The sequence below is a fragment of the Streptomyces sp. AMJ-169 genome, from assembly GCF_055597585.1.
The window spans coordinates 528,550-546,431 of record NZ_JBVLTJ010000002.1 but is presented as its reverse complement, the minus strand read 5'-3'; the positions used below and the strand labels follow the sequence as shown (position 1 = coordinate 546,431).

General features: G+C 73.0%; 18 protein-coding genes. 10 read left to right on the top strand and 8 right to left on the bottom strand.

Going from position 1 to position 17,882, the window contains the following annotated elements; all coding sequences use genetic code 11:
- Positions 1-5 precede the first annotated feature (5 nt).
- Together ACYUD3_RS07050 and ACYUD3_RS07045 are read left to right on the top strand one after the other, a co-directional pair.
- Positions 6-815, top strand: coding sequence for a J domain-containing protein (locus tag ACYUD3_RS07050; protein ID WP_470965348.1), 810 nt, complete (start codon positions 6-8; stop codon positions 813-815).
- A gap of 329 nt (positions 816-1,144) precedes the next feature.
- Complete coding sequence (locus tag ACYUD3_RS07045; protein ID WP_470966057.1) at positions 1,145-1,474, top strand: rhodanese-like domain-containing protein; 330 nt, start codon at positions 1,145-1,147, stop codon at positions 1,472-1,474.
- 67 nt (positions 1,475-1,541) lie between these two features.
- Here ACYUD3_RS07045 and ACYUD3_RS07040 read toward each other — a convergent pair whose 3' ends face one another.
- The 6 genes from ACYUD3_RS07040 to paaA all read right to left on the bottom strand — a co-directional run bounded on the left by ACYUD3_RS07040 (position 1,542) and on the right by paaA (position 6,516).
- Positions 1,542-2,804 (bottom strand): acyl-CoA dehydrogenase family protein, encoded by a 1,263-nt coding sequence (locus ACYUD3_RS07040; protein ID WP_470965345.1) that lies wholly within the window; start codon positions 2,802-2,804, stop codon positions 1,542-1,544.
- Positions 2,805-2,905: 101 nt separating this feature from the next.
- Positions 2,906-3,967, bottom strand: coding sequence for a 2Fe-2S iron-sulfur cluster-binding protein (locus ACYUD3_RS07035; RefSeq protein WP_470965342.1), 1,062 nt, complete (start codon positions 3,965-3,967; stop codon positions 2,906-2,908).
- Positions 3,967-4,524 (bottom strand): 1,2-phenylacetyl-CoA epoxidase subunit PaaD, encoded by a 558-nt coding sequence (paaD, locus tag ACYUD3_RS07030; protein ID WP_470965338.1) that lies wholly within the window; start codon positions 4,522-4,524, stop codon positions 3,967-3,969. Before paaD ends, ACYUD3_RS07035 begins: the two co-directional genes overlap by 1 nt.
- Positions 4,518-5,237 (bottom strand): 1,2-phenylacetyl-CoA epoxidase subunit PaaC, encoded by a 720-nt coding sequence (gene paaC, locus ACYUD3_RS07025; protein ID WP_470965334.1) that lies wholly within the window; start codon positions 5,235-5,237, stop codon positions 4,518-4,520. Before paaC ends, paaD begins: the two co-directional genes overlap by 7 nt.
- Complete coding sequence (gene paaB, locus ACYUD3_RS07020) at positions 5,234-5,518, bottom strand: 1,2-phenylacetyl-CoA epoxidase subunit PaaB (protein WP_470965331.1); 285 nt, start codon at positions 5,516-5,518, stop codon at positions 5,234-5,236. The genes paaC and paaB overlap by 4 nt, the downstream gene beginning before the upstream one ends.
- Complete coding sequence (paaA, locus tag ACYUD3_RS07015; RefSeq protein ID WP_470965328.1) at positions 5,515-6,516, bottom strand: 1,2-phenylacetyl-CoA epoxidase subunit PaaA; 1,002 nt, start codon at positions 6,514-6,516, stop codon at positions 5,515-5,517. The genes paaB and paaA overlap by 4 nt, the downstream gene beginning before the upstream one ends.
- A 322-nt stretch (positions 6,517-6,838) precedes the next feature.
- Here paaA and ACYUD3_RS07010 point away from each other — a divergent pair, with 322 nt between their 5' ends.
- From ACYUD3_RS07010 to ACYUD3_RS07000, 3 genes are read left to right on the top strand one after another with little or no spacing between them, the layout of a single operon-like run.
- Positions 6,839-7,654 carry a DUF5819 family protein gene (locus ACYUD3_RS07010; protein WP_470965325.1) on the top strand — a complete coding sequence of 272 codons (816 nt, stop codon included), beginning with the start codon at positions 6,839-6,841 and terminating at the stop codon, positions 7,652-7,654.
- Positions 7,651-8,886 (top strand): HTTM domain-containing protein, encoded by a 1,236-nt coding sequence (locus ACYUD3_RS07005; protein ID WP_470965321.1) that lies wholly within the window; start codon positions 7,651-7,653, stop codon positions 8,884-8,886. Before ACYUD3_RS07010 ends, ACYUD3_RS07005 begins: the two co-directional genes overlap by 4 nt.
- Positions 8,883-9,644, top strand: coding sequence for a TrmH family RNA methyltransferase (locus ACYUD3_RS07000; RefSeq protein WP_470965316.1), 762 nt, complete (start codon positions 8,883-8,885; stop codon positions 9,642-9,644). The genes ACYUD3_RS07005 and ACYUD3_RS07000 overlap by 4 nt, the downstream gene beginning before the upstream one ends.
- Positions 9,645-9,660: 16 nt before the next feature.
- On the opposite strand, the gene paaN is transcribed toward ACYUD3_RS07000, so the two are convergent.
- The gene (gene paaN / locus ACYUD3_RS06995; protein WP_470965313.1) at positions 9,661-11,352 is read right to left on the bottom strand and encodes a phenylacetic acid degradation protein PaaN; all 1,692 of its coding nucleotides are present in this window, start codon (positions 11,350-11,352) and stop codon (positions 9,661-9,663) included.
- A gap of 183 nt (positions 11,353-11,535) precedes the next feature.
- Here paaN and ACYUD3_RS06990 point away from each other — a divergent pair, with 183 nt between their 5' ends.
- Positions 11,536-13,053 carry a 3-hydroxyacyl-CoA dehydrogenase gene (locus ACYUD3_RS06990; protein WP_470965310.1) on the top strand — a complete coding sequence of 506 codons (1,518 nt, stop codon included), beginning with the start codon at positions 11,536-11,538 and terminating at the stop codon, positions 13,051-13,053.
- Positions 13,050-13,637 carry a TetR/AcrR family transcriptional regulator gene (locus ACYUD3_RS06985; protein WP_470965307.1) on the top strand — a complete coding sequence of 196 codons (588 nt, stop codon included), beginning with the start codon at positions 13,050-13,052 and terminating at the stop codon, positions 13,635-13,637. The genes ACYUD3_RS06990 and ACYUD3_RS06985 overlap by 4 nt, the downstream gene beginning before the upstream one ends.
- Positions 13,638-13,655: 18 nt before the next feature.
- Here the strand turns inward: ACYUD3_RS06985 and ACYUD3_RS06980 are convergent, their stop codons facing one another.
- Positions 13,656-14,141: an Lrp/AsnC family transcriptional regulator gene (locus tag ACYUD3_RS06980; protein WP_470966054.1), complete on the bottom strand. Its 486-nt coding sequence runs from the start codon at positions 14,139-14,141 to the stop codon at positions 13,656-13,658.
- Between the two features lie 188 nt (positions 14,142-14,329).
- Here ACYUD3_RS06980 and pdhA point away from each other — a divergent pair, with 188 nt between their 5' ends.
- The 3 genes from pdhA to ACYUD3_RS06965 are packed head-to-tail and all read left to right on the top strand — an operon-like array spanning position 14,330 to position 17,846.
- The gene (gene pdhA / locus ACYUD3_RS06975) at positions 14,330-15,460 is read left to right on the top strand and encodes a pyruvate dehydrogenase (acetyl-transferring) E1 component subunit alpha (RefSeq protein WP_470965303.1); all 1,131 of its coding nucleotides are present in this window, start codon (positions 14,330-14,332) and stop codon (positions 15,458-15,460) included.
- Positions 15,457-16,461, top strand: coding sequence for an alpha-ketoacid dehydrogenase subunit beta (locus ACYUD3_RS06970; protein ID WP_470965299.1), 1,005 nt, complete (start codon positions 15,457-15,459; stop codon positions 16,459-16,461). The genes pdhA and ACYUD3_RS06970 overlap by 4 nt, the downstream gene beginning before the upstream one ends.
- Positions 16,461-17,846, top strand: coding sequence for a dihydrolipoamide acetyltransferase family protein (locus ACYUD3_RS06965; protein WP_470965296.1), 1,386 nt, complete (start codon positions 16,461-16,463; stop codon positions 17,844-17,846). The genes ACYUD3_RS06970 and ACYUD3_RS06965 overlap by 1 nt, the downstream gene beginning before the upstream one ends.
- Positions 17,847-17,882 lie beyond the last annotated feature (36 nt).

Here is a 17,882-nt window from a genome sequence, read left to right as displayed (position 1 = left end):
GACGAGTGACGACCCCCGAAGCTGAGCAGGCGCGGCCCGAAGAGCGGCTTGAGCAGGCCGTGCGGGCCGCCGAGCAGGCGCTGATCGAGTTCGAGATCGCGGTGGAGACCTTCCGGGTGGAGGTCGACAACTTCTCGCGGCTGCACCACCAGAAGCTGGGGCCGATGTACGCCCGGCTCGACGAGCTCGACGCGCAGATCGCGGAGGCGCGGGCGGCGCGTACCGGTGATCCGGCGGACGTCCGCAAGGCCGCCGAGGCGCGGGCGCGGGTGCTGCCGATGCCGGGGGTCGAGGAGCTGTTCCACGGCTGGATGGACGGGGAGGGGCTGTTCCCGGAGGCGGTGGCGATGCTGACCGAGCAGTCGGTGCGGCCCCCGGAGCGGGTGCGGCCCAGCGACGAGGCCCGCAAGCTCTACCGCGAGCTGGCCCGCAAGGCCCACCCCGACCTCGCCCAGGAGGACGCCGAGCGGCTGCGCCGGGAGGAGTTCATCACCCGCGTCAACGCCGCCTACGCGCGCGGCGACGAGGGGTTGCTGCGGCAGCTGGCCGAGGAGTGGGCGGCGGGGCCGGTCCCGCCGGAGCGGCAGCCGAGCGCCGGCGAGGAGCTGTACGCCCGCCTCGAATGGCTGGCCCAGCGCAAGGAGATGCTCGCGCAGGTCGCCAAGGAGCTGGAGGAGGGGGCGATCGGCTCCATGCTGCGGCTGGCGCCGGACGATCCGGACCGGTTGCTGGAGGAGATCGCGGAGCAGTTGCTGGCGGATGTGTCGGCCAGGGAGGCGGAGTTGGCGGAGTTGGTCGGGGGGATGCCGGGGTAGCGAGTCGGGGGGATGCCGGGGTAGTGAGGGGTTGCGCGGAGTCGGTGTGGCCGGTCTCGGCTGTGCCGGGGGTCGGCCTTGGCTGTGCTTGCCGGGTGCCGGGTGCCGGGTGCCGGGTGCCGGGTGCCGGGGGTGCGGGGTGCCAGGGGTGCGGGGTGCCGAGGGCCAGCCGCGTCCCGCGCCTCCGCCTCCCGACTCCCGTCCGCACAAACCCGTCCCCCGGCGTCCCGTTCTCCCCTCCCTCCGCATCCCGCATCCCCCGTCCCGCATCCCCCGCCCAACCCCCTCCCCCCTTCAGGTAGCGTCGGGGCATGAGTTTCGGAGCTGGTGTGCCCACCGTCGGGATCGCGGATCTCGGGGCGGATGACTTTCTGCTGGACGTCCGTGAGGACGACGAGTGGCAGGCGGGTCATGCCGAAGGGGCGCTGCACATCCCCATGAGCGAATTCGTCGCCCGTTACGGCGAGTTGACCGAGGCCGCCCCGCAGGACGGCCGCGTCAACGTGATCTGCCGGTCCGGCGGACGTTCCGCGCAGGTCACCATGTACCTCGTCCAGCAGGGCCTCGACGCGGCGAACGTCGACGGCGGAATGCAGGCGTGGGCCGCCGGCGGCCGTGCGGTGGTGACGGACGCGGGCGAGCCGGGGTTCGTGGCGTAGGGGGTCGTGGCGTAATCGCCTGGCACCCGGGCCCGGCTACGGCGCCCTCCGCGTCGTAGCCGCCCCCTCACTCCGGCGCGTGCGCCGCCAGCAGCTCCCCCAATGCCTCCTCGTGCGCCCCCGCCGGGCCCAGGGACAGCTCCAGTTGTTTGGCCCAGGCGTGGTAGCGGTGCAGGGAGTAGTCGACGTCGGCGCCGAAGCCGCCGTGCAGATGCTGGGCGGTCTGGACGACACGGCGTACGCCCTCGGCGGCCCAGATCTTGGCGACCGCGACGTCCCCGGCGGGCGGGAGGGTCCCGGGGGCGGGGAGAGCCTGGGGGGACGGGAGATCTCCGGCGGGTGGGGAGTCTCCGGTGGCCGCGAGAGCCCCGGTGGCCGTGAGAGCTTCGGTGGGCGGGAGAGCCCCGGTGGCCGGGAGCGCTTCGGGGGCGGCTGCGGTGATGCGCCAGGCCGCCTGCCAGAGGGTGGCCTCCATGGCGCGCAGGTCGATGTAGCGGTCGGCGGTCTGGACGGCGACCGCCTGGAACGTCGCCAGCGGATGCCCGAACTGCTCCCGCCGCGACGTGTAGTCGGCGGTCATCCGCAGCACCCGCTCCCCCAGCCCGAGCGCCAGCGCACAGGTCCCCGTCGCCAGCAGCTCCCGCAGCCACTCCCAGGCCCCCGCCGCCTCCACGACGTACGCCCCCGCGACCCGCGCCGACTCCAGCCGCAGCTCCCCCCATCGCTCCCCGGCGGTCGACACCTGCTCCGCGAGCCGCGTCCCCGCACAGCCGCGCGGCACGATCGCGAGCACGCTCCGGCCGCCGGAGGTGTGCGCGGGTACGACGATGTGGTCCGCGTCGTACGCCCACGGCACCGCCGTCTGCGTCCCGTCCAGCACCCATTGCTTGCCCTCCCGCCGGGCGGTGACCGCGCGTTCGGGCGCGTCATGGCCGGTGCGGCCGTGCGCGGCGACGGTCAGCACCGTCTCGCCCCGGCCGGAGCGCGCGAGCAGGGCGTCCTTCGCCTCGGGGGAGCCGTACGCCTGGACGGCCGCCGCTGCCGCGCAGCTCTCCAGGAGCGGGACCCGGGCCAGGACCTGCGCCGATTCGCGCAGCACCAGGCAGAGGGCGATCGGGTCGAGTCCGGCGCCGCCGTGTTCCTCGGTCAGGAGGAGGCTGAGCAGGTCGGCGGCGGCGAGTTTCGCCCACAGCTCCCGGTCGAACTCCTCGGCCACCGGGCGGCCTTGGGTCCGGGCCGGGGAGGGCACCCCGTCCGGCGCGACCCCCGCGAACACCCCCTGCGCCGCCTCGGCCGCTGCCCGCTGCTCCTCGCTGAAGGTGAAGTCCACGGCCTTGTCCTTCCGACGGTCTCCGTATCTGACGGTCCGTCAAAATAGAACAGGTTCCAGGAGAAGGGAACGCCGGGAGGCGCCGTCGGGCTGTCGGTCCGCTATCTGTCGAAGTCCACCTCCACCCCCTCCGTCACCGGATGCGACTGGCAGGCCAACACGTACCCCGCCTCCGTCTCCTCCGGTTCCAGCGCGAAGTTGCGGTCCATGCGGATCTTCCCGGCGACGAGGAAGGTCCGGCAGGTGCCGCAGACGCCGCCCTTGCAGGCGTAGGGGGCGTCGGAGCGGTTGCGCAGGACCGTGTCGAGGAGGGATTCGCCGTCCTGGACGGGCCAGGTGCCGCTGCGGCCGTCCAGGCGAGCGGTGAGGGTGCTGTGCGCGGGGGACGCGGCGGGCGCCGGGGCGGGGGCCGCGTCGACGTGGAAGATCTCCTGGTGGACCCGCGCGCGGGGCACCCCCAGCTCGCGCAGGGCCTGTTCGGCGCCGGTGACCAGCCCGTACGGACCGCACAGGAACCAGCCCGCCACCGCGTCCACCGGCAGCAGCGCGGGGAGCAGTCCGGTCAGCCGCTCGCGGTCCAGCCGCCCGGACGGCAGCCCTGCCTGCTGCTCCTCCCGCGACAACGCCATGACCAGCTGGAACCGCTGCGGATACCGGTCCTTGAGGTCGGCGACCTCCTCCAGGAACATCGTCGAGGCCGCCGTACGGTCGCTGCGGATCAGGCAGAACCGCGCCGCCGGCTCCCGCGCGAGCAGCGTCGCCGCGATCGACAGCACCGGGGTGATCCCGCTGCCCCCGACGACCGCCGCGTACAGCCCGGGCGCCGGCTCCAGCGTGAACCGCCCGGCCGGCGTCATCACCTCCACCTCGTCGCCGACGGAGATCTCCTTCAGCGCGTACGTGGAGAAGGCTCCGCCGTCCACCAGCCGCACCCCGACCCGCAGGACGTCCGGCCCCTCCCCGGCGGGGTCCGGCGCCGGGGAGCAGATGGAGTAGGTGCGCCGGATCTCCGTGCCGTCCACCCGCCGCCGCAGCGCCAGATGCTGGCCCGCCGCGTGCCGGTACCGCTCCCGCAGCTCCGGCGGCACCGCGAAGGACAGCGCCACCGAGTCGTCGGTCAGCCGCTCCGCCCCGACCACCCGGAGCGCGTGGAAACGGGCCATCACAGCTCCTTGAAGTGGTCGAAGGGCTCCCGGCACGCCCGGCACCGCCGCAGCGCCTTGCAGGCCGTGGAGGAGAAGCGGCTGAGCAGTTCGGTGTCCTCGGAGCCGCAGTGGGGGCAGGGGATCGGGGCCTGCGGCTCAGCCGAGAGCTGGGGGTGAGGCTGGGGGTGGGGGTGGGGTGACTGCCGTGTCGGGCCCAGCTGGACCCGTACCGGGCCGCCCGCCGTCCGGACCCGGGGCGGGGCGATGCCGAACTCCCGTAGTTTGCGGCGGCCTTCGGCCGTGATGTCGTCCGTCGACCAGGCGGGGGCGAGGACCCGGCGGACGGTCACTTCCCGCACCCCGTGCGCGTGCAGCGCCTGTTCGATGTCCGTCGACATCGTCTCGATCGCCGGGCAGCCCGTGTAGGTCGGGGTCAGCTCGACCTCCACCCCGCCCGCCTCCTGGACGTGCACCGCGCGGACCACGCCCAGTTCGTGCAGGGTCAGGACGGGCAGCTCCGGGTCGGGGACCGCGCCGGCGATCTCCAGGAGCTCCGCTTCCAGGGGGGTCACCATGTCGCCCCCGGGTGGCTGCGGTGCAGGTGCTGCATCTCGGCGAGCATGCGGCCGAACGGCTCGGTGTGCAGCCCCTGGCGGCCGGCGCCGGCGGACCAGGCGCCGGTGTCGGGGCCCTCGGGGAGGGTGAGCGTCGCCCGCTCCAGGACCGACCCGACGGACTCCCGCCAGGCTTCGTGCAGCGACTCCCAGTCGACGTCCACGCCCTCCACCGGCTGGAACAGCTCTCCGGTGAACCGCCACAGGGCCTCGCACGCCGACCGCATCCGCGTACGGCTCTCCGGCGTGCCGTCGCCCAGGCGCAGGGTCCACTGCTCGGCGTGGTCGCGGTGGTAGGCGGTCTCCTTGACGGCCTTCGCGGCGAGGGGGGCGAACTCGCCGGTGCCCTGGGCGAGTTCGGCGTAGAGGAGGTGCTGGTAGGTGGAGAAGTACAGCTGGCGGGCGATCGTGTGCGCGAAGTCGCCGTTGGGCTGCTCCACCAGCTGGACGTTGCGGAAGGCGCGTTCCTCGCGGAGGTAGGCCAGCTCGTCCTCGTCGCCGGCCGTCGAGAGCAGGACGCGGGCCTGGCCGAGGAGGTCGAGGGCGATGTTGGCGAGGGCGACCTCCTCCTCCAGGACGGGGGCGTGGCCCATCCATTCGCCGAGGCGGTGGGAGAGGATCAGCGCGTCGTCGCCCAGGGCGAGCGCCGCCGTCGTCGTACGCGGGGCCGTCACAGGTGTTTCACCCCCTCCGGGATGTCGTAGAACGTCGGGTGGCGGTAGGGCTTGTCGGCGGCGGGGTCGAAGAAGGGGTCCTTCTCGTCGGGGGAGGAGGCGGTGATCGCCGCCGAGGGGACGACCCAGAGGGAGACGCCCTCGCCGCGGCGGGTGTAGAGGTCGCGCGCGTTGCGCAGGGCCAGCTCGGCGTCCGGGGCGTGCAGGCTGCCGGCGTGGGTGTGGGAGAGCCCTCGGCGGGAGCGGACGAAGACCTCCCAGAGGGGCCAGTCGCTGTTCATGCCCGCGCTCCCGTCTCTTTGGCGTGCTTCGCCGCGTGGGCCGCCGCCGCTTCCCGTACCCAGGCGCCCTCGTCGTGCGCCCGCCTGCGCTGGGTGATCCGCTGCTCGTTGCAGGGGCCGTTGCCCTTGAGGACCTCCTTGAACTCCGTCCAGTCGATCGGACCGAAGTCGTGCTGCCCCCGCTCCTCGTTCCACCTCAGCCGCGGGTCGGGGAGGGTGAGGCCCAGGGACTCGGCCTGCGGGACGCAGATGTCGACGAAGCGCTGGCGCAGCTCGTCGTTCGAATGCCGCTTGATCTTCCACTCCATCGACTGCGCGGAGTGCGCCGACTCGTCGTCGGGCGGGCCGAACATCATCAGCGACGGCCACCACCAGCGGTCCACCGCGTCCTGCGCCATCGCGTGCTGCTCCGGTGTCCCGTTGCTCAGGGCCAGCAGCAGCTCGTAGCCCTGGCGCTGGTGGAAGGACTCCTCCTTGCAGATACGGACCATCGCGCGGGCGTAGGGGCCGTAGGAGCAGCGGCACAGCGGGACCTGGTTCGTGATCGCCGCGCCGTCCACCAGCCAGCCGATCGCGCCCACGTCCGCCCAGGTCAGGGTGGGGTAGTTGAAGATCGAGGAGTATTTCTGGCGGCCCGAGTGCAGCTTGTCCAGCAGCTCCTCGCGGCCGGTGCCCAGCGTCTCGGCGGCGCTGTACAGATACAGCCCGTGACCCGCCTCGTCCTGCACCTTCGCCATCAGGATCGCCTTGCGGCGCAGGGACGGCGCCCGCGTGATCCAGTTCGCCTCCGGCTGCATGCCGATGATCTCCGAGTGCGCGTGCTGCGCGATCTGGCGCACCAGCGTGGCCCGGTAGGCGTCCGGCATCCAGTCCCGCGGCTCGATCCGCTCCTCGGCGGCGACGGCCGCGTCGAAGGCGCGCAGCCTGCCGTCTTCCGCCGCCGCGCTCTGCGCGAGCCGCGTCGTCACCGGCCGTTGCTCGGCCGCTGCTGTGGCCATGCTTTCCCCCTTTGCCTCCGGGCTCCGCTGCGAGCCGCTGTCCGTACCGCTTCCGGTAGCCGACCGATCGTTCGGTCCGTGCATTCATGGTCGGACGGCCGTCGGTAAGGTGTCAACCGCTGTGGATAACTCGGCGCCTGTGGACAACTTCGGGCCCTTCGGCAGAAGAGCGGGCGCCGCGAGAAGGGGCCGAGGGCTGCGCGGCCGGGTGCGGCTGAGTACCGTGCCGTGGGACCACCGCACGACGACCGTCCGCTTTCCGCACGGCCGCGCCGCGGCCACACCAGCCGGACGGACCAAAGACACCGAGGATCGGGGCGGAATGAACACGCGCGACGGGGACGCCGACACTCCGCTCGGGGGGACGCGAGAGGCGGAGGGGGACAGGGGGACGCCGGACGCCGGGTCGCCGGCGGGGGCGCTCGCGCCGCCCGCGGCCGGGTCGCCGGGCGTCGAGGCCGCGCACATACAGGCCCCACCCCCCGAGGCCCCCCCACCCTCCACCGGCCTCGCCGCCCTCCCCGTCCGCTCCCAGATAGCCGTCGCCGCCGCGGTCGCCGTCGTCGCGGTCGTCGTCGCCGTCCACCTCGGGATGGTGTTCCTGCACGTCGCCCCGGCCAACACCGTCAGCAAGGCGCACGGCAAAGCGGTGGAGGAGTGGATATACCCGGAGTTCGAGCAGAACTGGAAGCTGTTCGCGCCGAACCCGTTGCAGCAGGACATCGGGGTGCAGGTGCGGGCCGAGGTGCGCTCGGCGGACGGGGTCACGCGGACCACCGGGTGGTACGACCTGTCGGCGGCCGACGGGCGGGCCATCGACAGCAACCTGCTGCCCAGCCACACGCAGCAGAACGAACTGCGGCGGGCCTGGGATTTCTACACCGCCTCGCACGACAACGACAACCGCGCGGTCGGTCTGCGCGGCGCGCTCGCGGAGACGTACCTGCGGCGGATCGTCGTGATGCGGCTCGAACGCGCGGGCGCGGGCGGGGACGTCGAACGGGTGCAGGTCCGCTCACGCACCACCAATGTGCCGCCGCCCGCGTGGAGCGGCGAGAAGGTCACCGGTGAACCGGTTCTGCGGGTGCTGCCCTGGTGGCAGGTCCCGGCCGACGAGACGAACGGAGCCGTACGGTGAACCGGTTCTCCAGCCCCTCCGAGCCTGCCGGCAAGCTCTCCCTCGCCTTCTCCCGCGCGGTCACCCGCGTCACCGAAGCCGCCCTGGGCCCCCACCAGAGCGCCGTCATCCGCATCGGCTTCAGCGCCACCTGGCTGCTCTTCCTGCTGCGCGAACTCCCGCACCGCACCGAGCTGTACGGCCCCGACGGGCCCTGGAGCTGGCAGCTGGCGCGCAGGCTGATCGACGTCAACGGCGCGTTCACGGTGCTGATGTGGTCGGACTCGCGCCTGTGGTTCGAGGCCGTGTACTTCCTCGCCCTCCTGGCGAGCCTCCTGCTGCTGCTCGGCTGGCGCACGCGCGCGATGTCGGCGCTGTTCATGGTGGGCGTGCTGTCGCTCCAGAACCGCAGCGTGTTCATGGGCGACGGCGGCGACAACGTGCTCCACCTGATGTCGATCTACCTGGTCTTCGTGCGCTGCGGGCGCGTGTGGTCGCTGGACGCGCGCAGGGAGCGCCGTACGGCCGCCGCCCGCGCGCGCGGGGAGCACGTCGTCGACCGGGTGGGGCCCGTGCTGTGGTGCGCCTCCGGGCTGACGCTGGTGCTCGCCACCGGGGCCGGGTGGTTCTTCGACGGCGGCGGGTGGTTCGTCCCGGCGCTGCTGTGGGCGCTGTGGGGCGCGCAGGGGCTGTGGTGGGCCGCCGGGCGGCGGGGGGCCGCGAGCGAGCCCAGGGTGCTGCTGGACGTCGTCGGCAACGTGATCCACAACGGTGCGCTGGTCGTCGTCATGGCCGAGGCCTGTCTGATCTACGCCACGGCCGGCTGGTACAAGATCCAGGGCTCGCGCTGGCAGGACGGCACGGCCGTGTACTACCCGCTCCAGCTGAGTTCGTTCTCGCCCTGGCCGGCGCTGGCGGATCTGCTGGCGGCGAGCGGCACGATGGTGATGATCGCGACCTACGGGACGGTCATCGTGCAGGTCGCCTTCCCGTTCACCCTGTTCAACCGGCGGGTCAAGAACGTCCTCCTGGGGGTGATGATGCTGGAGCACGCCGTCATCGCCGTCGTCCTGGGGCTGCCGTTCTTCTCCCTCGCGATGATCACCACGGACGCGGTGTTCCTGCCGACGCCGTTCCTGCTGTGGCTGGGCGGGCGGGCGGTACGCGCGCGTGGGCGGCTGCTGCGGCGGGGCGCGCCCAAGGAGAAGCCCGAGGAAGAGCCGGAGCCCGCCCCCGTAGGCTCGGCCGTATGAACGACCTGGCCGACTGGCACCGCCGCGCGGACGACGCCGTCCTCCTCGACGGCTTCCACGCCCTCAAGCACGCCTTGCGCTTCGGCGCGCGGGTGCACCGCGCGGTGGCCGTCGACCGGGTGGCGGCCCTGGCGCTCGCCGACGACCTCGCCCAGGACGTCCGCCCGGCCCTGGAGGAGCTGCTGACGGAGGTGACGGCGCAGTCGTACGCCACCCTCGTCCCGCGCCCCCACCCCACGGGCGTCGCCGCGCTGGCCGTACGGCCGTCCCGGGAGGCCAACTTGAAGGCGCTCGCCACGCGCGCGCGTACGGCGCCTGTCGTGGTCCTGGACGATCCGCGCAACCTGGGCAACGCGGGCGCGGTGATCCGGCTGGCCGCCGGGTTCGGGGTGACCGGGGTGGTCACCACCGGGACGCTCGACCCCTGGCATCCGACGGTGGTGCGCGGCGGGGCGGGGCTGCACTTCGCGACCGCCGTGGAGCGGCTGGAGGCCGCCGAGCTGCCCACGGGGCCGGTGTTCGCGCTCGACCCCGAGGGCGACGACATCCGGGGGATCACGATCCCGGACGACGCCGTCCTCGCCTTCGGGTCGGAGCGCAGCGGCCTCTCGGGCGCACTCCGCGCGCGGGCCGATCATCTGGTCGCGCTGCCGATGCGGTCCCAGGTGTCCAGCTACAACCTCGCCACCAGCGTGGCGATGACGCTGTACCACTGGAGCGCGGCCGGTTTCCCGGCCGCGTCCCCCGGCAAGGTCTGAGGGCCGCAGGGCCTCCCTAGCCCTCCCTGCGCACCTCGATCACCCGGAACCGGTTGGAGACGAACGCGCCGTCCGTGAGGGCCGCGTTGGCCGCCGGGTTGCCGCCGGAGCCGTGGAAGTCGGAGAAGGCGGCCGTCTGGTTGACGTACACCCCGCCGACGAGGTTCAGGGACAGCTGGGCGGCCTCCTCCAGGCAGGCCTCCTCGACGGCCGCCTCGACGTCCGGGTCGGCCGTGTAGGCGCCGACGGTCATGGCGCCCTGGTCGCGGATCGTGCGCTTGAGGAGGGCCACCGCGTCGGCCGCCGAGTCGACGGCGACGGCGAAGGAGACCGGGCCGAAGCACTCGCTGAGGTAGGCGGCCTCGGCGTCGGGCTTGGCGCCGTCCAGCTTGACGATGAGGGGCGTGCGGACGACCGCGTCGGGGAACTCGGGATTCGTGACCGCGCGGGAGGCCAGGGCGACCTCTCCGAGGCCCGCGGCGGCCTCCAGGCGGGCTTTCACGTCCGGGTTGACCAGGGCGCCCAGGACGCCGTTCGCGCGGGCGTCGTCGCCCAGCAGGCCGTCCACCGCGCGGGCGAGGTCCGCGACGACGTCGTCGTAGGACTTGGGGCCCTCGTCGGTGGTGATGCCGTCGCGGGGGATCAGGAGGTTCTGCGGGGTGGTGCACATCTGGCCGCTGTAGAGCGACAGGGAGAACGCCAGGTTGGCGAGCATGCCCTTGTAGGCGTTCGTCGACTCGATGACGACCGTGTTGACGCCGGCCTTCTCGGTGTAGACCTGCGCCTGGTGGGCGTTGGTCTCCAGCCAGTCGCCGAACGCGGTCGAGCCGGTGTAGTCGATGATCTTGATCTCGGGGCGGGTGGCCAGGGACTTGGCGATGCCCTCGCCTGGCGACTCGGCGGCCAGGGCGACCAGGTTGGGGTCGTAGCCGGCCTCGGTGAGGACCTCGCGCGCGATGCGCACGGTCAGGGCGAGCGGGAGCACCGCGCGCGGGTGGGGCTTCACCAGGACCGCGTTGCCGGTGGCCAGGGACGCGAACAGGCCCGGGTAGCCGTTCCAGGTCGGGAAGGTGTTGCAGCCGATGACCAGGCCGATGCCGCGCGGCACGGGCGCGTAGGTCTTGGCGAGCTTCAAGGGGTCGCGCTTGCCCTGGGGCTTGGTCCACTCCGCCGTCCCCGGCGTGCGGACCTGCTCGGCGTACGCGTAGGCGACCGCCTCCAGGCCGCGGTCCTGGGCGTGCGGGCCGCCCGCCTGGAACGCCATCATGAAGGCCTGTCCTGAGGTGTGCATGACCGCGTGCGCGAGCTCGTGGCTGCGGTCCGAGATGCGCTTCAGGATCTCCAGACCGACCAGCGCGCGGATCTCCGCCCCCGCGTCCCGCCACGCCTTCTGCCCGGCCTTCATCGCCGGGAGCAGCACGTCGGCGTCCACGCGCGGGTAGGTGACACCCAGTTCGACGCCGTAAGGGGAGACCTCGGCGCCCGTCCAGCCCTGGTCGCCGGGCTGGCCGAGTTCGAAGGGCCGGTTCAGGAGGGCCTCGAACGCGGCCTTGCCGGCGGCGATGTCCAGGCTGCCGTTCTCGCCGTACGCCTTGGGGTGCTCGGGGTGCGGGGACCAGTACGCGCGCGTGCGGATCGCCTCGACGGCCTGGTCGAGGGTCGGCCGGTGGCGGGCGATGAGGTCGGGCGCGGTGAGTTCGGCGGCCATGCGGGACCACTCCTCGGGGTGAGAACGCCTGTGGTGGCTCTTCCGCGCGGCCATGACCTGGGCGGCGATTTCGGCGGGAACATGGGCGGGAACAGCCGGTCACGGTTAGAGTAACCGAACGATCGGTCGGGACAAGGGGGCCTGCCGCATCTGTGGAGAACCCCGTGCGGGAGGATCGCGCACATGACAGCACTCGACCTCAGCAGCCCCGTGGCCGTCGTCGGCACCGGCACCATGGGCCAGGGCATCGCCCAGGTCGCGCTGGCCGCCGGGCACACCGTGCGGCTGTACGACGCCGCGCCGGGCCGGGCCCGCGAGGCCGCCGCCGCGATCGGCGCGCGCCTGGACCGGCTCGTCGCCAAGGACCGCATGACCGCGGCCGGCCGCGACGCCGCCAAAGCCCGTCTGGAGCCCGTGGACGCCCTTGCCGGGCTCGCGGGCTGCGCGCTGGTCGTCGAGGCCGTCCTGGAGGTCCTGGAGGCCAAACAGGAGCTGCTGCGGGAGCTGGAGGACATCGTCGGCGACGGCTGCCTGCTCGCCACCAACACCTCCTCCCTGTCGGTGACCGCCATCGGCGGCGCCCTCACCCACCCCGGCCGCCTCGTCGGCCTGCACTTCTTCAACCCCGCCCCGCTGCTGCCCCTCGTCGAGGTCGTCTCCGGGTTCGCCACCGACGTCTCGTCCGCCACGCGCGCGTACGAGACCGCCCGCGCGTGGGGCAAGACCCCCGTCGCCTGCGCCGACACCCCCGGGTTCATCGTCAACCGCATCGCACGGCCCTTCTACGCCGAGGCGTTCGCCGTGTACGAGGCCCAGGGCGCCGACCCCGCCACCATCGACGCCGTCCTGCGCGAGTGCGGGGGCTTCAAGATGGGCGCCTTCGAACTGACCGACCTCATCGGCCAGGACGTCAACGAGTCCGTCACGCACTCCGTATGGCGCTCGTTCTTCCAGGACGTCCGCTTCACCCCCTCGCTCTCCCAGCGCCGCCTCGTCGAGTCGGGCCGGCTCGGGCGCAAGAGCGGGCAGGGCTGGTACGACTACCGGGACGAGGCCGACGCCGCCGAGCCGCACACCGCGGAACCCGCCCAGGCGCCCGCCTACGTCGTCGCGGAGGGCGACCTGGGCCCCGCCTCCGAACTCCTCGCGCTGATCCGCGAGGCGGGCGTACACGTCCGCGAGGAGGACGAGGACCACGGCTCCCGGCTCGTCCTGCCGGGCGGCGGCCAGCTCGCCCTCGCCGACGGGCAGACCTCCGTCGAGTTCCGGGACGTCGTCTACTTCGACCTCGCCCTCGACTACCGCAAAGCGACCCGCATCGCCCTCTCCGCCTCCCAGGACACCTCCCCGCAGACCCTCTCCGAGGCCATCGGGCTCTTCCAGGCGCTCGGCAAGGACGTCAGCGTCCTGGGCGACGTACCCGGGATGATCGTCGCGCGGACCGTCGCCCGCATCGTCGACCTCGCCCATGACGCCGTCGCCAAGGGGGTCGCCACCGAGGAGGACGTCGACACCGCCATGCGGCTCGGCGTCAACTACCCCCTCGGGCCCTTCGAATGGAGCCGGCGGCTCGGCCGCAACTGGGCGTACGCCCTCCTCGACGACCTGCATCTGCGCGATCCCAGCGGGCGGTACGCGCCCTCCCTCGCGCTCTACCGGCACGCCTATGCCTCCGACAAGCGGGAGGGCGGGTCCTCATGACCACCGCCAAGCGGGACACCTACACCCCGGACAGCCTTCTGACCGTCGCCGTCCAGGTCTTCAACGAGCGCGGGTACGACGGCACGTCCATGGAGCATCTCTCCAAGGCCGCCGGGATCTCCAAGTCGTCGATCTACCACCATGTGAGCGGCAAGGAGGAGCTGCTGCGGCGGGCGGTGAGCCGCGCGCTCGACGGGCTGTTCGGGATCCTCGACGAGGACCGTGCGCGCGCGGGGCGTCACCTTGCCCGTCTGGAGTACGTCGTCCAGCGGATGGTCGAGGTGCTCATCGCCGAACTCCCCTACGTGACACTGCTGTTGCGGGTGCGCGGGAACACGGACACCGAGCGGTGGGCCCTGGAGCGGCGGCGGGACTTCGACCACCGGGTGGCGGAGCTGCTCAAAGCCGCCGCCCAGGACGGCGACGTCCGCGCGGACATCGACGTACGCCTGGCCACCCGGCTCGTCTTCGGGATGATCAACTCCGTGGTGGAGTGGTACCGGCCGGAGAGCCGGGGCATGGGGGAGCAGGAGGTCGCCGAGGCGGTGGGGCGGGTGGTGTTCGGGGGGCTGCGGGGCGCCTAGGGGCTGCCTCCGCGCGGTTCACGCCTGGGGCTCCAGGTCCTCCTCCTCGAAGACCAGCAGCGTCCTTGTGCTCAGCACCTCCGGTATCGACTGTAGGCGGGTCAGGACGACCTCCCTGAGGGCCCTGTTGTCCGGGGTGTGGACCAGCAGGAGGACGTCGAAGTCGCCGCCCACCAGGGCGATGTGGGAGGCGCCGGGAAGCCTGCGCAGCTGTTCGCGGACCGTGCGCCAGGAGTTCTGGACGATCTTCAGGGTGATGTAGGCGCTGGTGCCCTGGCCCGCCCGCTCATGGTCGACCCGCGCGCCGAAACCCCTTATGACACCGTCCTCCATGAGGCGGTTGATGCGCGCGTACGCGTTCGCGCGCGAGACGTGGACCTGTTCCGCCACCGAGCGGATCGAGGCGCGGCCGTCGGACTGGAGCATGCGCAGGATGTCGTGGTCGATGGCGTCGAGGGGGCGGGGCGGCGGGAGGTCGGACCTGGGGTCGGGGCTTTCGACCATTTGTTCAGGTGCCATGTCCCCCCGCCTCCCTACCATGGACGTACTGCGTCCATCACAGGTTGTGGATAACCGTTTGTCCACAGCCTGAGGGCACCCGTAGCCAAAATGTGCCGACGACCGAACAATCGGTAGGTGAGGCGCATCACACCAAGGCGTCTCTCCAGCCGCTCCCACGAGGAGGTGCCGCCATGACGGTCATGGAGCAGCGAGACGCGTACCGGCCCACACCGCCGCCCGCCTGGCAGCCCCGCACGGACCCCGCGCCTTTGCTGCCGGACGCCGAACCCCGCCGCGTGCTCGGCACCGGGGACGCCGCCAAGGCCGACCCCGAACTGCTGCTGAGGCTCCACGCCCAGCTGGTGCGGGGCCGCCGCTACAACACCCAGGCCACCGCCCTCACCCGCCAGGGCCGGCTCGCCGTCTACCCCTCCAGCACCGGCCAGGAGGCCTGCGAGATCGGCGCCGCGCTCGCCCTGGAGGAACGCGACTGGCTCTTCCCCAGCTACCGCGACACCCTCGCGGTCGTCGCGCGCGGCGTGGACCCCGTCGAGGCCCTGACCCTGCTGCGCGGCGACTGGCACACCGGCTACGACCCCCTCGCGCACCGCGTGGCGCCGCTGTGCACCCCGCTGGCCACCCAGCTGCCGCACGCCGTCGGCCTCGCCCACGCGGCCCGCCTCAAGGGCGACGACGTGGTCGCGCTCGCCATGGTCGGCGACGGCGGCACCAGCGAGGGCGACTTCCACGAGGCGCTGAACTTCGCCGCCGTCTGGCAGGCCCCGGTCGTCTTCCTGGTCCAGAACAACGGCTTCGCCATCTCCGTACCCCTCGACAAGCAGACCGCCGCCCCCTCGCTGGCCCACAAGGCCGTGGGGTACGGGATGCCGGGCCGCCTGGTCGACGGCAACGACGTGCTCGCCGTGCACGAGGTGCTCACCGAGGCCGTGCGCCACGCGCGCGCGGGAGGCGGGCCGACGCTGGTCGAGGCGATCACCTACCGGGTCGAGGCGCACACCAACGCCGACGACGCGACCCGCTACCGGGGCGACGCGGAGGTCGAGGCCTGGCGGGACCACGACCCGATCCGGCTCGTGGAGCGCGAACTGACCGCGCGCGGGCTGCTCGACGAAGCCAGGCTGGCGGCCGTCCAGGAGGACGCCGAACAGATGGCGGCCTCCCTGCGCGCGCGGATGAACCAGGAACCGGCGCTCGACCCGGAGGACCTGTTCGCGCACGTCTACGCCCACCCCACCCCCCAACTGCTGGAACAGCAGGCACAATTGCGGGCCGAGCTCGACGCCGAGGAGGAGCGGGGATGACGACCGTCGCGGCCAAACCCGCCACCCTCGCGCAGGCCCTCACGCGCGCGCTGCACGACGCGATGGCCGCCGACCCGGCCGTGCACGTCATGGGCGAGGACGTCGGCACCCTGGGCGGCGTCTTCCGCGTCACCGACGGCCTCGCCGAGGAGTTCGGCGACGACCGCTGCACCGACACCCCGCTCGCCGAGGCCGGCATCCTCGGGGCGGCCGTCGGGATGGCCATGTACGGGCTGCGGCCGGTCGTGGAGATGCAGTTCGACGCGTTCGCCTACCCGGCGTTCGAGCAGCTCATCAGCCATGTCGCCCGGATGCGCAACCGCACGCGCGGCCGGATGCCCCTGCCCATCACCGTCCGCGTGCCCTACGGCGGCGGCATCGGCGGCGTCGAGCACCACAGCGACTCCTCCGAGGCCTACTACACCGCCACACCCGGCCTGCACGTCGTCACCCCGGCCACCGTCGCCGACGCGTACGGCCTCCTGCGCGCCTCCATCGCCTCCGACGACCCGGTCGTCTTCCTGGAGCCCAAGCGGCTTTATTGGGCGAAGGATTCCTGGAACCCGCAGGATCCGCCGGACGTTGAACCGATAGGACGGGCGGTGGTGCGGCGAAGCGGGCGCAGTGCCACGCTCATCACGTACGGGCCTTCGCTCCCCGTCTGCCTGGAGGCGGCCGAGGCGGCGCGGGGCGAGGGCTGGGACCTGGAGGTGGTCGACCTGCGCTCCCTGGTGCCGTTCGACGACGACACGGTCTGCGCGTCGGTCCGGCGCACCGGCCGCGCGGTCGTCGTCCACGAGGCGGGCTCCTTCGGCGGCCCGGGCGGCGAGATCGCGGCCCGGGTGAGCGAGCGCTGCTTCCATCATCTGGAGGCGCCGGTGCTGCGCGTCGGCGGCTTCGACATCCCGTACCCGCCGCCGAAGCTGGAGCGTCACCATCTGCCCGGCGTCGACCGTGTCCTCGACGCCGTGGCCCGATTGCAGTGGGAGGAAGGGAGCTGATGGCACAGGTCCTGGAGTTCAGGCTGCCCGACCTCGGCGAGGGGCTCACCGAGGCGCTCATCGTCCACTGGATGGTCCAGGTCGGCGACGTCGTCACCGTCGACCAGCCCGTCGTCGAGGTCGAGACCGCCAAGGCGATGGTCGAGGTGCCCTGTCCCTACGGCGGCGTCGTCACGGCCCGCTACGGCGAGGAGGGCACGGAACTCCCGGTGGGGGCACCGCTGTTGACGGTCGCCGTCGGTCCGGTGGAGGAGCAGGGCCCGGCATCGGCGGAGGAGAGCCGGGGCGCTGCCTCGGAAGGCTCCGGGTCGGGGAACGTCCTGGTCGGCTACGGCACGGCGGAACCGACGGCCCGGCGGCGCCGGAGGGTGTATCCGGGGGTCTCTGTGACGGGCCCCTTGTCACGCGGCGCCGGGGGTGCGCGGGGAGAGGCGGCTCTCAACGGAGCTTCGGTCCCGGCCGCCGCCTCGGTCGTGGAGCGCCCCGACACCGACGGGCCCGTCGCCGTCATCTCCCCCCTCGTCCGCCGGCTCGCCCGCCAGAACGGGCTGGATCTGCGGGAGTTGGCCGGGTCCGGGCCCGACGGGCTGATCCTGCGGGCGGACGTGGAGGATGCCCTGCGGGTGGCGGAGAGCCAGGTGCGCGTCGCGGTGGAGAAGGCCGTGCCCGAGGGCCCGGGCGGCGCCGCTGCCGTCGTCGGCACCCGTGTTCCGCTGAAGGGGGTCCGGGGGGCCGTCGCCGACAAGCTCTCGCGCAGTCGGCGGGAGATTCCGGACGCGACCTGCTGGGTCGACGCCGACGCGACCGAGCTGCTGCGGGCGCGGGCGGTGATGAACGGGGCCGGCGGGCCGAAGATCTCGTTGCTGGCGCTGCTCGGGCGGATCTGCACGGCCGCCCTGGCGCGCTATCCGGAGCTGAACTCCCGGGTGGACGCGCAGGCGCGGGAGGTCGTGCTGCTGGACGCCGTGCACCTCGGGTTCGCGGCGCAGACCGAGCGGGGGCTGGTCGTACCGGTCGTCAAGGACGCGCAGGGGCGTAGCGCGGAGAGCCTGTCGGCGGAGCTGGCCCGGCTCACCGAGTCCGCCCGTACGGGCACCCTGACCCCGGCCGAACTGACCGGCGGCACGTTCACGCTCAACAACTACGGCGTCTTCGGCGTCGACGGCTCCACGCCGATCCTCAACCACCCCGAGGCCGCCATGCTCGGCGTCGGCCGCATCGCCGCCAAACCGTGGGTGCACGAAGGGGAACTGGCGGTGCGCCAGGTCGTCCAGCTGTCCCTCACCTTCGACCACCGCGTCTGCGACGGCGGCACCGCGGGCGGTTTCCTGCGGTACGTCGCCGACTGCGTGGAGCAGCCGGCGGTGCTGCTGCGCACGCTGTGACACCGGGTTCCCGGTGATCGGCCCGGCGCGCATACT